The organism is Leptospira meyeri (assembly GCF_004368965.1).
Lineage (GTDB): Bacteria > Spirochaetota > Leptospiria > Leptospirales > Leptospiraceae > Leptospira_A > Leptospira_A meyeri.
Map to the genome: position 1 here is coordinate 688,829 of NZ_SORO01000001.1, position 14,567 is coordinate 703,395.

Sequence of the window (14,567 nt, forward strand, 5' to 3'; positions counted from 1 at the left end):
ACCTAACCCCTAAGATACGAATTGGCTCCAAACTTTGACTCAAGTGGTTCTGTGATTTTGCAAACGTAGGATTTCTTTTTTGTATTCTTCTGCTTTATCTAGCCGTTTCGACTTTTGATACAGTCGACTGAGAATCTTAATCACGGGAATTACCTCCGGTTTCCTGCTGTAGATCCTTTCCGCCATGTCAATGGCATCATCAATCAAACTAGCTTTTGCATATTGTATGGCACCATCAAAGATCGTTTGTAGCCCGGATGGGTGGAGATTTGAAAAATTCTCAGCGGCACGGCCAGCTTCAGCCGGTTTCTCCAATTTACGATACACTCGGTGCAGTAATTTCCATACTGCTGGGTCAGAGGGATGGCGGTCAGCATACTGAGTGAGCAATGGGAGAGCCTCCTTATCTTGGTTTTTCTTATGAAGTCGGATCGGCTCTTCTAAATGATCATTTCTCTCCCTGGAATCTACTGGAGTTTGAGGATGGAACCTTATGCTCAGTAAAGAAAGATCATCTGTTAATTCTCCGATTTTTTGGAGACGTTCTCCCAAAGTTTCAATATTCCCAAGACTAACTTCGGCATGTAACAAAATCGATGTATGGTCCATATTGATCACACGGTTGGTATCTGTTGTATTTCCCATACTTAGATCATCTCGCCCATCCGATCCAATGATGATGGTATCCCCCGGACGAATCCAACAGGTTTCTATTCTTGCTCTGTCTTTTAGCATTCCCAATTTAAAATTGGTAGCTTCTTCAGATAAAAAACTAGCCTTTCCGTCTCTCAATCGTATCGGAAAGGGATGTTCCGCATTGAGATAATACAAAAACCCATTTTCTTCATCCACTAAACCAAGTAGGAGCGACATGGACATCGAACCTTCGAATCCCTCAAAAACATCATTCAAATCGTTGAGAGCTGTATGTAACCACCGTTCGGGATAATATCCGGAAAGAATTCCTTCTCTGTGGGTTCGTTCGACTAAAGCCCGAAAGGCAGTCTCAAACACAAGGACTCCGCCTGCACCTTGCATAGACTTACCCATCGCATCCCCATTCGCAAAAACAAGGTAACTGCGGCCACGAAGAACAATTTGATCTGCAACGCAGATATCTCCGCCGAGTTCATATTCTCTATTTTTGAATTGGAATGATTTCTTTTGTTTGATATATGTTTGGATCTGAACTGTTTTCGAACGAATGCGAATCCCAGAAAGCGGACGAGTGAGTAAAGAGGTGAGATAATAATCGCCATCTTGTTGGTATTTCAAACGACTCACTTCTCCGATGGCATCTTCGTAAGAACGATTGAGAGTTCGTAACATCAGTCCAAGTAAAAATAAAATGGAGACACCGGTGATCAGAAAATCTTCGCTGCGAGCTTTCTCCGAAGAATAATCAAAAAACCATTCAGGATGAACAGCTTGGATGTAATTCACTCCAAAGAGAGATCCGACAAAAAATACAATTGCCATCCAATCAAACTTCTTTCCAAGGATGAGCATATTCAATACAAGGATCGGAGCAAGTAACATCACATTGGCACTGACAATCCCACCACTATATTTGATTTGTAAAAATCAGAGTTTGATGAAAAAAATTTATTTCCTGTCTTTTAGATATTCAGGTAAGTAGGATCGTAAATAGGCGACTGCTGCCCTTCCGGCTTCGCTCACCATTTCTTCTGTAATCTCCCCCCCTTCGCGAAAGGAAAACCGAAAGACGGAATCGATGATCGAGACAGCAATCCCAACCTTACGTGCTGCCTCCGGCCAATCAGGAAGTACAAATCGTTCTGACACTTGTGACAAAGCAAGTCCAGCGATTCTTTCATCCAAAGCCTTTCCAATGTACATGGTTTCTTCGTTTCGAACTCCATAAACAACACGAACCAAGGCCGGGTCTTCTCGAACTACAGCAGCCGCTTCTTTTGCCAGAAAATGTACATAGTCCTGCCAAGTCTCAAAGACCGAAGTGTCTACCTTGGCCAATCTCTCGGAGACAAGTTCAGAATGCACCAAACGAAGACCAAGATACAATGCTCCCATATTGGGAAAAAAATGATACGCAGATGCGCGTGGAATGCGAGCTCTTTCACAAACCTTGGCATAGGTAATGGATTCCGGTGATTCCGTTCGCAAGAGCTCTCGCAAAGCTTGGACAAGGACCGCAGGGCGTCCCAGGTCATCTGCTTTTTCCCGGTGAGTTTTGAATTGTTTTTGCATTCTTACCGACAAGTGCCGAGTTTTTAACCAAATTCAAGCAAAAAAAGAATAAAAAACCAAAAAATAGTCGACAAATGCCCAAATCGCAGAAAATTCTAATCGACAGATGTCGGGTAATGATTTCGCCCGAGACAGGAGACGAAAGCGATGAAAGATTCAAAAATAGAAACCGTAAGAAAGGCAATGCTTTCCGCCTGTATCAAGTTAGCTGATCTTGGTTTTTTAGCAGGGGTCGGTGGAAATTTAGCTGTTAGGATCGATTCGGAACTGATGGCAGTCACTCCTTCGGCAACAGATTATTATACAATGAAACCAGAGGACCTTTGTATTTTACAAATCAAAGACTTAAAAATGGTGGATGGAACGAAACAACCAACAACCGAAAGTGGAATTCATGCTTCTTTTTTTAGTCTGAGACCAGAAATCCAAGTGAGCTTACACACGCACCAACCACTTGCCAGTGCGGTTTCTTTACTGGGTTTGGACTTAGACATTGAATCTAGGGAAGGAAAAAAACACATAGGAAATTTTGTACGAATTGTATCCTATGCTCCTTCTGGCACTTCCTTTCTTGTCAAAGCATTTCGAAAAAGAATTATCAAAGAAACCAATGCATATCTTTTGCGTAACCATGGTTTGGTTTGCGGAGCTTTGACTTTGGAACAAGCAATCGCAAGTGTAAAGTTATTAGAAAAAGAAGCTGCTCATTTTCTAAAAACAAGAATTGAGAAAAATCCAAATTTATCCCATATGCCACAAGAAATGAAAGCCCAGTTAATCGAAGCTCTCTAAAATAAATTTGCGAATTCAACCTAAGGAAAAAAATGAAATCGACTACTACTAAAAAACAAAATCCAAAATCAGAAACACAAACTGATGCAGAAGAAATAAATCAATTATGGCACCGCTTAGAATCAAAAGGTTTATTACAAACTCATAAAGCCGATCTTTCCTTTCGTCTTCCGGGCAAAGGAAGTTTTCTTCTCATCCATAGAGGAGAAGGAAAAAAATCAAAAGTAGAAATAGGAGAATTCCCGATTCAAAATCCAACCTCTTCCTTAAAAATCCAATCAAAAGACGAAACCACTCTCAACCAAATTCGTTTCCATGCAAGTTTGTATTCTTTAAGGTCTGATCTAGGAGCCATAGTTTCCTTTCAGCCAGAGTGGAGTTCTTTACTAAAGACATTAAACCATCCTCTCCCATTGGTATTCGATGAACAGTGTCGCCAACTTGGTGCACCAGTTTTTCCTATTCCCAAACGAATTGATGGAACCGTAGAAACAAGTTCCATTGTCCTCAGCGGTGCCAATGCATTTTTGGATGAAGACGCAGTGGTCATCACCAGTGTCACACGGGAGAAAGCCATATACAACTGTGAGTTGATTGAAAAATGTTCGAAAGCCTATCTTTTAGCACATTCCACAGGAAGTCCGATCCGAAACATACCTTGGTGGGTACGTTTCATCGCCAAAAGTAGACTGATCAAAGATGAAAAAAAAGCAAGCGCGGCTTATGCCCGCGGTGAAAGGCCAACGGGCTTTAAAGCTTACTAACACTAGTTTAGTGTATAATATTTACGAACGAATTCCTAAGTAAATATCAAACTGGCAATGGTTGGGGTCTTTTGCGTTGGCACCGTAAATTTCCAAATCAGTTTTGTAAGATCGATTTTTGCGGTATTTTTCTTCCGACCAAATTTTTTTCCAGGTATTGATTCCTATTTTTGAAATTGGGCCCCACTCTGTGGGAACTTGTATATAATCAGATTCAGAAACACTTATGGCTGTTAAGTGAGATGGGAGGGATTTGGCAGAGCCAACCTTCGCTCCAATTAAGATGGTGTATTCTCCGTTTTGGTCCGTTTCAAATTCTGTATAAGCCACAACAATTTCGGAAGGTACCAAGGGGTCTGGAATCTGGGAAAGAATCCCTTCTTCCCAAAACCTTTGCCAAAGTGTGGCAATTTTTCCATTTCCAGTCATTTCTTTGGCATTGGAAGTTCGTGCTGTTATCCCAACAAGGACCATTGATTCTAAATGAATTTTCTGTGTTGAAGTTTGTTCCATAAATAGATCCTAACCCAAACTGGATTTGGGTTCTTGACTATTTGTGCTTTTTGCTAAAGAGACTGGGAAAAAAGAATTTACTTAATTGGAATGTAAATTTCCGATTCTGGATTCGTATTCGATTGGAACCTGTCATCGAATAAATCAAAATCATCACTAAATTCTCTTTCGTATCCAGTATTTGGCATCCAGGTTCCATAAATGTACTTCCAGCCACTGAGGATGTCCACGTTCGTATTTCCAGGAACAGTAAAAACCATATACTTTGCTGGTTTCAACTTATGTGTTACGAATCCGGAAGGAATCTTTGTCTCCTTTGTTACTTGTGCCCCAATCAAAACATCAAAATTTTCCGCATAGTCCCAGTTAGTATAAATACCGATTAACGATTGATTGAGTCGGTTCTTGATAGGTTCCATAAATCCGCCACCGATAAATTCCCCCCAGAATTTAGGAATATCGATTTCATTTTGGCATTTTTGCATGGTGGTTCTGTAAGTTTTTCCAATAAATGTGATTTCATTTTTTGTCACAATATGAGTTTTGATTTTAGAACCATCAATCCGAATCCCATCACGTAACAAATCTACCTCCAACTTAGAAAAATTTTTATGTTCTAACTGGTTTCTATATTCAGAAGGATTGTATCCATATTCGGATCGAAAGGCACGAAGAAAAGATTCTGGAGTTGTGTAATGGTATTTTAATGCAATATCAATGATCTTATCTTTTCCTAAAATTAAATCATTCCCTGCTTCAGTAAGACGTCTTTTTTTTATATAGGTATAAACAGAATAACCAGTAACATACCGAAAGATCCTTTGGAAATGCCATCTGGACTGAAAGGCATTTTTGGATACATCTTCAGCACTAATATCTTCTCTTAGATTTTTTTCGATAAATTCAATCGCTTGTTTGATATGGTCATAATAATCCATTTGATTTTACATCATTTCAAATCCTCTTTTTTCTGGATTTCTATTTCTTCAGGCCATTGGTTTTTGATCTCAAGAATTTTCGGTAAAACCGTAATGAATTTTTGGACTAAAACAGGATCAAAATGTTTTCCTGATTCTTGTTTTAGAAAATCAATGGCAGCATCAACTTCCCAAGCTTTTTTATAAGGCCTTACCGTCGTTAAAGCATCAAATACATCGGCAATCGCAATGATCCTTCCTTCCAATGGAATTTTTTCTCCTTTCAATTGGTATGGATATCCCGTCCCGTCAAATTTTTCATGATGAGTAATGGCAATGGACCTAGCTAATTTTAAAAGACTTGAATGATGATCCCCGATGATTTCTGCACCGATCTCTGGATGGCGTTTCATAATTTCCCATTCTTCTGGACTTAGTTTTCCAGGCTTTTGAATGATGTGATCCGGAATTCCAATTTTTCCGACATCGTGCATCGGGGCTGCATTGAGAATTTCTTCAGCTTGCTCAGAACTGTAACCAAAAGCAAGAGCTAAAGTTTGAGAATAATGGCTCATACGAATCACGTGCATTCCTGTTTCATTATCTTTATATTCAGATGCCATACCTAAACGTTGCACAATCTGCAGTCTGGTTGTTTTTACTTCGTTTACATTGACGAGTGAAAGATGGTTTTTGATCCGAACTTTTACGATCGGAGGACTTACCGGCTTTGTGATATAGTCAACAGCACCTAACTGAAATCCTTTTTCTTCATCTTCAATGTCATTGAGAGCTGTCACAAAAATCACGGGAATATATTTAGTTTTTTCATTCGATTTTAGAATTCTACAGACATCATGTCCAGTCATCAGAGGCATCATCACATCAAGCAAAATGAGTTCCGGTTCTTCAGATATGGTCAGTTCTATTCCTTTGTTTCCATCTTTTGCAAACAAAAGGTGGTAGTCATTCTGTAAAATTTCATTGAGTATTTGTAAATTTGTCGCTTCATCATCAATGATCAAAACCTTCGGTTTATGTTTTTTTTCCACTTTACGCTTCTCCCGTGATTCGAAGTTTTAAGTTTTTTAGTTTTTGGATTGTATTTTCAAAATCAAATTGTTGAATAAATGATTCAATTTCTGAAATAGAGTCAGAAAATTTTGTATCAATTAACAAATTGTATAAATACTTCCATTCTGTTTGGTCGACTGAACCTTTCGAAAAAGATTCGATTAAATTTTCTATTGCAGAATCCAAACCATCTTTTGAATCCAATGGTATCTTTTTGGTGAGTAGCGGTGAATCTCTCTTTTTCTTCAATTCCACCTCAAACTCTGTTAAAAACTTTTGGTAAGATTCTTCAAAAATTTGTTTTAAGTATTCAAAATCTTTTTTTGTCAATGTTTCGCTATGTAACTTTATTTCCAATCCAAGTGCCAATTCAGCTATGGAATTGATCCCTAAATTCGATGAAACACCTTTGATTCGATGAAGAAATGCTCTTTTGTCGCCTAGTGCACCAGGGAATTCATTTTTTTCAGCAAACTCGCTTCGAAAATCAGAAAAGAATCCATCTAACATCAAAATATATTTTTCCAAAGAACCAAAAAGGAGACTTCCCCTCTTTGTTTGAAAGAAATCTAATTCTTTTAGATCTGAGATCGTATTAGTTTTGAAGGTATTTTTGTTCCCAAAAACTTTCTCTATTTCAGAAAACAAATCTTGAAGATCAATAGGCTTCGAAACAAACCCATCCATCCCCGCATTTTTAGCCGAAATCTTATCTTCTTCGAATACACTTGCCGATAGTGCAATGATAGGAATACGTGAAGAACCTTTTTCCTCATACTTGCGAATTTGTCTTGTCGCTTCCAATCCATCCATTTCTGGCATTTGGATGTCCATTAATATTAAATCAAAAGGTTTGGATAAAAATAGATCTAAAGCTTCTTTTCCGTTTCTAGCAATCTCCACCTCATGACCGTTCGATGTCATTAGAAGTTGAATTAGTTCTACATTTTGTTTTACATCATCAACAATGAGAATTTTTGAACTTGGTAAATCCAATTGGATCTTTTCATTTAACTCTAGAACTGGAACTCCCTTTTCCAAAGGAAGTGAAAAATAAAAATCAGTCCCAACTCCAAGTTTACTTTCGACCCAAATTTTACCTTTCATCAATTCAACTAATTGTTTGGAGATTGTTGTTCCAAGCCCCGTCCCGCCAAATTTTCGACTCATGGAAACATCGGCCTGCGTGAAAGGATCAAAAATTTTTTCCATTCGATCCTCTGCGATACCAATACCTGTATCCTGGATGTGGAACAATACTCCCGAGTCTTTTTTAATAATTTCTAGTTTAATCAAACCTTCTTTAGTAAACTTAATCGCATTGCCAAGTAAGTTTGTTAAAATTTGACGTATTCGTAAACTATCGCCTTTATAATAATCTTCTAGGTTGGAATCCAGGTGAGTTTGGAATTCCAAACCTTTCTTTTTAGCTTCCATACCCATAGCCGAACAAACTTGATCAACAAGCGAATATAGAGAAAAATCAATAGTTTCTAGTTCGACTGCTCCTCGATCCAATTTTGCTGAATTCAAAACATCATTTAACAGACGTAATAAGGATTTTGCAGAATTTTTGACAGTCTCTAAATGATTTTTTTGATTTCCTAACAAATCACCAGCAAGTAAAATTTCAGTAAAACCGATGATGGCATTCATAGGAGTTCGGATTTCATGACTCATATTCGCCAAAAAAGTAGTTTTGGTAATTGCAGCCATTTCAGCTTTTTCTTTGGATTCGATCAGAGCTTCTTCGATCATCCTTCGATCAGTGTTGTCTAAAATTACACCATCCAAAAATTTGACTTTTTTTTCTTCATCGAATACGGGACCACCATATTCCAAAACCCAACGAATATCACCAGACTTCTGAATGATACGATAGTTTAAAACAAATGTATCAGAGGTATCGATTGCGTTTTGAATCAGATTGGAAACATGATTTCTATCTTCAGGATGAATGATTTCTGAAAAACTAAGTTTTCGATTCGGTTCCAAAAAATCCTCTGCTGGATATCCAGATAGTGTAAGTATAGCATCGCTCATAAAAACTGAAGTCCAATGTTCATCGACTAAACACCGATAAACAACCCCTGGAATATTTTGAATGAAAGACTTTAATTGTTCTTCATTTTCTTTTAGAGCGTTTTCAATAATGATACGTTCAGAAATGTCACTAATCAAACCGACAAAGACATCATCTTGAGGAAGTTTGGTATGTCCAATTGCCAACCGGATCGGAAACGTTGTTCCATTTTTTCGAACGGCAATGGTTTCCCTTCCGACACCAATGATTTTGGCTTCCCCGGTTTTTAAATAATTGGAAAGATAATGATCGTGTTCTCTTTGAAAAGGATCCGGCATGAGTATCTTTACATTTTTACCAATAATCTCTTTTGCTTTCCAACCAAACATTCGTTCCGCAGTCATATTAAATTCTTGGATAATTCCTTTGGTATTGATCATTACGATGGCATCAGCTGCAGTTTCAATAATGGCACGCAATCTGGATTCGCTTTTTAATAGGTTTTGAAATAGATCTTTATAACTAATGAAAGCAATTGTCACGACTGCTGAACCAATGACAAAAATACTACCAAATCCGACAAGGGCAGCCAAAAACAGCTGATCTGAACTTGTTTTATCCAAAACCTGACCAGGTTCTAAAACAAATCGTGCTGCGGCCATTCCTGTATAATGCATTCCTGAAATTGCGCTACCCATTACAATTCCACTAATCAAAGTTAAATATTTTGTTTTTATTTTTAATTTTGAATCTTTTAAACGGAATTGAATCAAAATAGAAAGAATCGCAAGTGAGATCGCAACAACGAGAGATATCAAAAATAAATAAGGATCATACATGAGTCTTGGCCGCATTTCCATTGCTGCCATTCCCATATAATGCATAAATCCAATCCCTGCCCCAACAATAATCCCCACAGATATTAATTCTTTACGTGTGATCTTCTTTTTGTTTAATGTTTGCAATGCGAAGTAAGAAGCAAAAAAACTAGGAAGAATCGAAAGTATAGTTACTGATTTATGGTAAGTGACTTTTGTACATAAATCAAAAGACATCATCCCAATAAAGTGCATGGACCAAACCGCTCCACCCATTGATAAACTAGAAGTGAATAAAATGGCTAAACGAGAAAGTCGATTCTCAACGTTTGAAAAACGACTGAGCATATAAAGAGAAATCCAAGAAGCAAAAATAGAAATAAAAATAGAAAGAGAAACCAACCAATAATTATACGTACCTTCGACAAAGAAGAATTGGTCTGCATTTAAGATAAAAAAATGTTTTAGAAATTCGATCCCCATCCCCGTCTCCCTACTCCGCCTAAATCCTATCATTTATTTAAGGATTCTTTGGATACCAGGTAAATTAGATAGATTCTAAAACAAAGGTTTTTTTTCAGTACTATCACTAAAGGAAAGGGAAATAACCTTAAACAATGGTGAAAGTTGTCGTGGTTTTTACTATTGTTCAAAACTATAGATTGCTATGCCATAACATCAAAGAAATGGATAGAAATTGATTCGAATATACGAATTTACTAAATAACCAATATAAAGAGATACATTTATTCATTTTTTTATAGAACAAATTAGAGCAAATATTACGATTCTATTTGACTTTTACTTTTCAGTTGGTCCTAAAACCATTCAAAAGATCCAGGTCATCAATATTTTTCAAAAACGATAAATATACCAATCAGTCCACCTTTAATCAAATTCATCTAACAATGATTTATATTTTTATTGCTTATGCCGCTAACCTGAATATGTTTTGGCCATGGATCAAATTCTAAAAAATAAAAACGCTATTGTTACCGGCGGTGCTCTTGGAATCGGAAGAGAAACATCCCTATTACTCGCCAAGAAAGGGGCTCATGTCATTGTATCTGATATCAATCTTACAGAAGGAAAGAAGGTTGTCGCTGATATAGAACATTTAGGTGGCTCAGCTGAATTTATCAAATGTGATGTCACCGTTGAAGAGGAAATCATAACACTTGTCGAAACATTCAAATTTAGAAACCAACGATTGGACATTATGGTAAACAATGCAGGTATTGCCAACAAACCTACATTTATGCATAAGGTGACAACAGATGTATGGAACCGTTTGATTTTAATGGATTTAACAAGTGTCTTCTGGTGTCAAAAATATGCCACAAAACTTATGCTTGGTGACCGTATCGGTGGGTCCATTATCAATGTTGCCTCAATCGCAGGACTTGGTGCGTCCCCTTCTCTTGGGCCTTATTGTGTAGCCAAAGCAGGCGTGATTGAACTGACAACCACAGGAGCCTTGGAAGTGGCACGATTTGGTGTTCGGATCAATGCAGTTTGCCCTGGTTGGACAGAAACAGCAATCCTCGATGTAGCAGGAGAACGGGGAAAAGAGGCTATGGAAAAAAATATTCCTATGGCTAGGCTTGGCAAACCATCGGAGGTGGCAAACCTTATTGGATTTCTAGCATCAGAAGAATCAAGTTTCATTACAGGATCAGTATACCGTGTGGATGGAGGAACAAGGAGTTAAGGGTTTTATGAATTTAACCACCCCCGTGAAAGGGATGGGAAGGGCTTGGTCTGACGAATGTCAGACGGGAGCGTGAGCGCACCCCGGACCAGCCCGGGCCCCGAAAGTGGGTAGAATTAATGTCTTATTAAAAAGAATATTATATTAATTGACTACAATGTCTTTCGGGGTTTCACACAAGAAAGGCCCGTCTTTCGCAATCAGGAAATCGGATTCATGATTCAATCAGATAGTATCTTTTGATTTCGTCTATGTAGAAGGGGTCAGTTCTTTTTTTAAGTCTTTCATCAGCGTGCGAATAGTCGTTTCTTTATCTTTTTTGACCGCTCTCATTCTATCTTTTAGCTCTTTTGGAATATCAAAATACTTTTCAGCCCATAGATGAATTTCCACTAAGATAGGTAACAAATCGATACCTTTATGTGTTAGTCGATATAAAACTTTTGCTTTACTTTCAGGATGATCTAATTTTTCGATCAGACCATTTTCCTCAAGCGACTGAAGCCTGGACGCCAGAATATTTGTCGCAATACCTTCTCCTGATTTCAAAAAATCACCATAGGTGGATTTTTTATGATTCATGAGGTCTCGGATAATGAGAAGTGACCACTTATCCCCCCAGATATCAAGGGAACAACTAATGGGACAATCGGATCTTTTTTGATTTGTTGGCATATTTTTCAAAAAATTCACTTGCAAAATAAAAGCAGTTTTCGTTCGCTATACTTGTAAATTGCAAGTGAATAATACATAGTTCGCAATTTTTAGGATAAAAGGCAAGGATAAAATATGAAACAGACAATTCTCGTTACAGGTGCTTCTTCCGGAATCGGACTTCAGATTGCTAACAAACTCCATAAGGATGGCCACACCGTGATAGGTACAAGCCGGAATCCCAAAAACCATTCCTCAAAGCTCCCTTTTAAAATGATCGAATTAGACATTACCTCGGATAGTTCCATCGAATCCTTTGGAAAACGATTATTTAACGAAATTCCAAAACTAGATGTTTTAATCAATAACGCTGGATTTTTAGTTTCCGGTCTTGCAGAAGAAACTTCGATTGAATTAGGGAAACAACAATTTGAAACCAATTTTTGGGGGACTGTGAAAATCTCCAATCAGCTGTTACCTTATTTTAGAAAACAAAGATCTGGAAAAATCATTACTGTTGGATCTTTTTTAGGACTCATTGGACTACCAACAGTCGCCTACTATGCCGCTTCCAAACATGCATTGGAAGGTTACTTTAAGGTTCTACGTTTCGAATTAAGAGACTTTAACATTAATGTAAGTATGGTAGAACCAATGAGTTTCCAAACCAATATTGGGAATAATGCAGTTCGTTCTGATTTGCAAATTGAAGATTACGATGTACTCCGTAAACAAACGGCGGCTTTTTCTAAAAATGCCTTCAGTAATTCGCCAACACCTGAACCTGTTGTGAAAACTGTTGTTAGTATCATTGATGAGAAGGATCCAAAGTTTAATTATCCTGTGGGTCCAAGTGCGTCCTTTATACTTACCATGCAACATTATGCATATAAATTATTCGAAGGTTCTATCTTAAAAAAATTGCGTAATGCTAAATGATATTCGTTCACAAATAGGTAGTTTATATGAAAGCATATACGATCAATCGCTATAGTAAAAAAGGCAAATTGAATCTAACGGATGTACCTGAACCAATCTTAAAAGAAAATGATGTATTGGTTCAGGTTCATTCAGCAGGAATCAACTTATTGGATTCTAAAATCAAATCGGGGGAATTCAAACTGATATTGCCGTACAAATTGCCCCTAATTTTGGGTCATGATGTAGCAGGTAGAATTATTCAAGTTGGTTCGAAGGTTCAGAAATTCAAAGTAGGAGACGAAATATATGCAAGGCCTAAGGATTTTAGAATCGGCACTTTCGCAGAACGGATAGCCATTGATGAAAGTGACGTTGCAATCAAGCCAACTCACTTGACGATGGAAGAAGCGGCTTCCCTTCCTTTGGTGGGACTGACTGTTTGGCAGGCATTAATCGAAAAAGCCAATCTCAAAAAAGGACAGAAAGTATTGATTCAAGCGGGTTCTGGTGGTGTTGGCACATTTGCGATTCAATTGGCAAAATATTTGGGTGCCACTATTGCCTCCACAACCAGTGAATCAAATTTTGAACTAGTAAAAAGTCTTGGAGCGGATATCTTAATCGATTATAAAAAAAACAACTTTGAAACCATACTCAAAGATTATGATGTGGTATTAAACAGCCAGGATGGACTCACACTCCATAAATCGTTGCGGATCTTAAAACCCGGCGGAAAACTCATTTCCATTTCAGGGCCACCGGATCCGAAATTTGCAGAAGAAACAAACTTATCTTGGTTTTTAAAATTTGTGATTCATATGCTTAGTCATAAAGTGAGAAAGGAAGCCAAAAGGCTAAAGATAAGTTATACTTTCCTATTTATGAGAGCAAATGGAATTCAATTAAATGAAATCACTTCTCTCATCAATGAAGGATCCATTCGTCCGGTAGTGGACAAAGTATTCCCTTTTTATCAATTGAACGAGGCTTTGGCATACGTAGAAAGTGGCCGCGCGAAAGGGAAAGTTGTTGTAAAAATAATTTAAGCACTTACCCTTTTTTTGGTATAGGGTTTTCTCTTTCTTTCGAAAACGACAAATTCGTTTCATCGGAATGGTGGTTTATATTCATAAACAAGAAAATGGCAAGACCAAATCAAAATAATTTAGTATTAGAATGAACGATCTTTTCCAAATTATCTGGTTTTTGCCGTAATTTTTTTCCTACCGCATTATTTCGAATAAACGACCAAGTAAACTGTCTTGAGTTTGCATGGTTTTGGAATTGGCTTCATAGGCGCGGTTCACTTCAATCATATCCACCATCTCTGTCACCACAGAAACATTGGAAGCTTCCAGATAACCTTGTAACACTTGTGGGGCGAGAAGATCAGGGAAAGCTGTGGGTTCACCGGATTCTGGGGTGTCGGAATAAAATGAGTCCCCTTCTTTGTCTAGGTGGCGTGGGTTTTCTACAGTGCGAATCTTTAATTTGTCGAGTAGAACCGGATCTTCGAACCTGTTTTCGCTAAAGTTGGTTCCATCTTTTGGAGCAGTACCGAGTTTGGCGTTGATATAGATTTCTCCATTTTCTTTCACAAGGAAATTTCCTTGGTTCACTTGGATGGGGCCTTTTTCTCCGAGAAGAGGAAAACCTTGCGGGGTCACAACAAATCCATTTTTATCCAAAACAAAACTCCCACTCCGAGTGAGGCGTTCCCCGCGATTGGTGAGGACAGAAAAAAAGGCAGGTTTTTCCATACCGGGTTGGTCTTGGACCATCAAATCAAAAATATTATCCGTTTTTTTCACAGCGCCTTGTTCAAAGCGAGTGTAAACCTCGTTCACTTCGGCACCAAACCCCAGTTTACCGACAACTGGGGAAGTATCAAAAGAACCCATAGGAGTTTTTCCAATCCCATCTTCTGAATAACGATGGAGTAACATTTCGGGAAAGGTTTTGAAGACCGTGGTATCTTTTTTAAATGCAGTTTTATCCACATTGGCCAAATTGTTGGCGACCACGTCCATTCTCACTTGTTGGGAAATCATCCCATTGGCACCAGTATAGAGTCCTCGTAACATAACTTTCCTACCTATCATTTCTTTCGACAAGATCTGTCGATTCCACAAGAGAAAATGCGACATAGTC

The 14,567-nt window shown here is 38.0% G+C and carries 13 protein-coding genes; 5 read left to right on the forward strand and 8 right to left on the reverse strand.

The genetic code is table 11. The features are described from left to right. Nucleotides 1-39: 39 nt before the first annotated feature. Nucleotides 40-1,539 carry a PP2C family protein-serine/threonine phosphatase gene (locus CLV96_RS03270; RefSeq protein WP_243836397.1) on the reverse strand — a complete coding sequence of 500 codons (1,500 nt, stop codon included), beginning with the start codon at nt 1,537-1,539 and terminating at the stop codon, nt 40-42. A gap of 66 nt (nt 1,540-1,605) precedes the next feature. Beyond that, a complete protein-coding gene (locus CLV96_RS03275; protein ID WP_004788860.1) occupies nt 1,606-2,229 on the reverse strand; it encodes a TetR/AcrR family transcriptional regulator in 624 nt (207 codons plus the stop codon). 147 nt (nt 2,230-2,376) lie between these two features. On the opposite strand from CLV96_RS03275, the gene CLV96_RS03280 reads away from it, so the two are divergent. Both CLV96_RS03280 and CLV96_RS03285 read left to right on the forward strand, forming a co-directional pair. Beyond that, complete coding sequence (locus CLV96_RS03280) at nt 2,377-3,021, forward strand: class II aldolase/adducin family protein (protein ID WP_004788559.1); 645 nt, start codon at nt 2,377-2,379, stop codon at nt 3,019-3,021. 32 nt (nt 3,022-3,053) lie between these two features. Further along, nucleotides 3,054-3,785, forward strand: a complete 732-nt coding sequence (locus CLV96_RS03285) for a class II aldolase/adducin family protein (RefSeq protein ID WP_004788629.1) — start codon at nt 3,054-3,056, stop codon at nt 3,783-3,785. A gap of 21 nt (nt 3,786-3,806) precedes the next feature. Here the strand turns inward: CLV96_RS03285 and CLV96_RS03290 are convergent, their stop codons facing one another. From CLV96_RS03290 to CLV96_RS03305, 4 genes are all read right to left on the reverse strand, one after another. Then, the gene (locus CLV96_RS03290) at nt 3,807-4,298 is read right to left on the reverse strand and encodes a GyrI-like domain-containing protein (RefSeq protein WP_004789027.1); all 492 of its coding nucleotides are present in this window, start codon (nt 4,296-4,298) and stop codon (nt 3,807-3,809) included. A 77-nt stretch (nt 4,299-4,375) separates the two neighbouring features. Continuing rightward, complete coding sequence (locus tag CLV96_RS03295) at nt 4,376-5,236, reverse strand: AraC family transcriptional regulator (RefSeq protein WP_004789182.1); 861 nt, start codon at nt 5,234-5,236, stop codon at nt 4,376-4,378. Nucleotides 5,237-5,247: 11 nt separating this feature from the next. Continuing rightward, complete coding sequence (locus CLV96_RS03300; protein WP_004788301.1) at nt 5,248-6,267, reverse strand: HD domain-containing phosphohydrolase; 1,020 nt, start codon at nt 6,265-6,267, stop codon at nt 5,248-5,250. 1 nt (nt 6,268) lies between these two features. Then, the gene (locus CLV96_RS03305) at nt 6,269-9,613 is read right to left on the reverse strand and encodes a PAS domain S-box protein (RefSeq protein WP_004788424.1); all 3,345 of its coding nucleotides are present in this window, start codon (nt 9,611-9,613) and stop codon (nt 6,269-6,271) included. 475 nt (nt 9,614-10,088) lie between these two features. On the opposite strand from CLV96_RS03305, the gene CLV96_RS03310 reads away from it, so the two are divergent. Then, nucleotides 10,089-10,841, forward strand: a complete 753-nt coding sequence (locus CLV96_RS03310) for an SDR family NAD(P)-dependent oxidoreductase (RefSeq protein WP_004788572.1) — start codon at nt 10,089-10,091, stop codon at nt 10,839-10,841. A gap of 249 nt (nt 10,842-11,090) precedes the next feature. On the opposite strand, the gene CLV96_RS03315 is transcribed toward CLV96_RS03310, so the two are convergent. Then, nucleotides 11,091-11,516 carry a winged helix-turn-helix transcriptional regulator gene (locus tag CLV96_RS03315; protein WP_040917750.1) on the reverse strand — a complete coding sequence of 142 codons (426 nt, stop codon included), beginning with the start codon at nt 11,514-11,516 and terminating at the stop codon, nt 11,091-11,093. Between the two features lie 114 nt (nt 11,517-11,630). Between CLV96_RS03315 and CLV96_RS03320 the strand changes: the two genes are divergently transcribed. Together CLV96_RS03320 and CLV96_RS03325 are read left to right on the forward strand one after the other, a co-directional pair. Continuing rightward, nucleotides 11,631-12,434 (forward strand): SDR family NAD(P)-dependent oxidoreductase, encoded by an 804-nt coding sequence (locus CLV96_RS03320; RefSeq protein ID WP_004789259.1) that lies wholly within the window; start codon nt 11,631-11,633, stop codon nt 12,432-12,434. Nucleotides 12,435-12,460: 26 nt separating this feature from the next. After that, nucleotides 12,461-13,462: an NADP-dependent oxidoreductase gene (locus CLV96_RS03325; RefSeq protein WP_004788835.1), complete on the forward strand. Its 1,002-nt coding sequence runs from the start codon at nt 12,461-12,463 to the stop codon at nt 13,460-13,462. Nucleotides 13,463-13,639: 177 nt separating this feature from the next. Here CLV96_RS03325 and CLV96_RS03330 read toward each other — a convergent pair whose 3' ends face one another. Then, nucleotides 13,640-14,500 carry a flagellar hook-basal body protein gene (locus CLV96_RS03330; protein ID WP_004789282.1) on the reverse strand — a complete coding sequence of 287 codons (861 nt, stop codon included), beginning with the start codon at nt 14,498-14,500 and terminating at the stop codon, nt 13,640-13,642. Nucleotides 14,501-14,567 lie beyond the last annotated feature (67 nt).

Bases quoted from the DNA above. Each gene is read 5' to 3' on its own strand.
- CLV96_RS03295 (WP_004789182.1), bottom strand. From the start codon at position 5,236: ATGGATTATTATGACCATATCAAACAAGCGATTGAATTTATCGAAAAA.
- CLV96_RS03325 (WP_004788835.1), top strand. From the start codon at position 12,461: ATGAAAGCATATACGATCAATCGCTATAGTAAAAAAGGCAAATTGAAT.
- CLV96_RS03315 (WP_040917750.1), bottom strand. From the start codon at position 11,516: ATGCCAACAAATCAAAAAAGATCCGATTGTCCCATTAGTTGTTCCCTT.
- CLV96_RS03280 (WP_004788559.1), top strand. From the start codon at position 2,377: ATGAAAGATTCAAAAATAGAAACCGTAAGAAAGGCAATGCTTTCCGCC.
- CLV96_RS03270 (WP_243836397.1), bottom strand. From the start codon at position 1,539: ATGTTACTTGCTCCGATCCTTGTATTGAATATGCTCATCCTTGGAAAG.
- CLV96_RS03305 (WP_004788424.1), bottom strand. From the start codon at position 9,613: ATGGGGATCGAATTTCTAAAACATTTTTTTATCTTAAATGCAGACCAA.
- CLV96_RS03290 (WP_004789027.1), bottom strand. From the start codon at position 4,298: ATGGAACAAACTTCAACACAGAAAATTCATTTAGAATCAATGGTCCTT.
- CLV96_RS03310 (WP_004788572.1), top strand. From the start codon at position 10,089: ATGGATCAAATTCTAAAAAATAAAAACGCTATTGTTACCGGCGGTGCT.
- CLV96_RS03320 (WP_004789259.1), top strand. From the start codon at position 11,631: ATGAAACAGACAATTCTCGTTACAGGTGCTTCTTCCGGAATCGGACTT.
- CLV96_RS03330 (WP_004789282.1), bottom strand. From the start codon at position 14,500: ATGTTACGAGGACTCTATACTGGTGCCAATGGGATGATTTCCCAACAA.
- CLV96_RS03285 (WP_004788629.1), top strand. From the start codon at position 3,054: ATGAAATCGACTACTACTAAAAAACAAAATCCAAAATCAGAAACACAA.
- CLV96_RS03275 (WP_004788860.1), bottom strand. From the start codon at position 2,229: ATGCAAAAACAATTCAAAACTCACCGGGAAAAAGCAGATGACCTGGGA.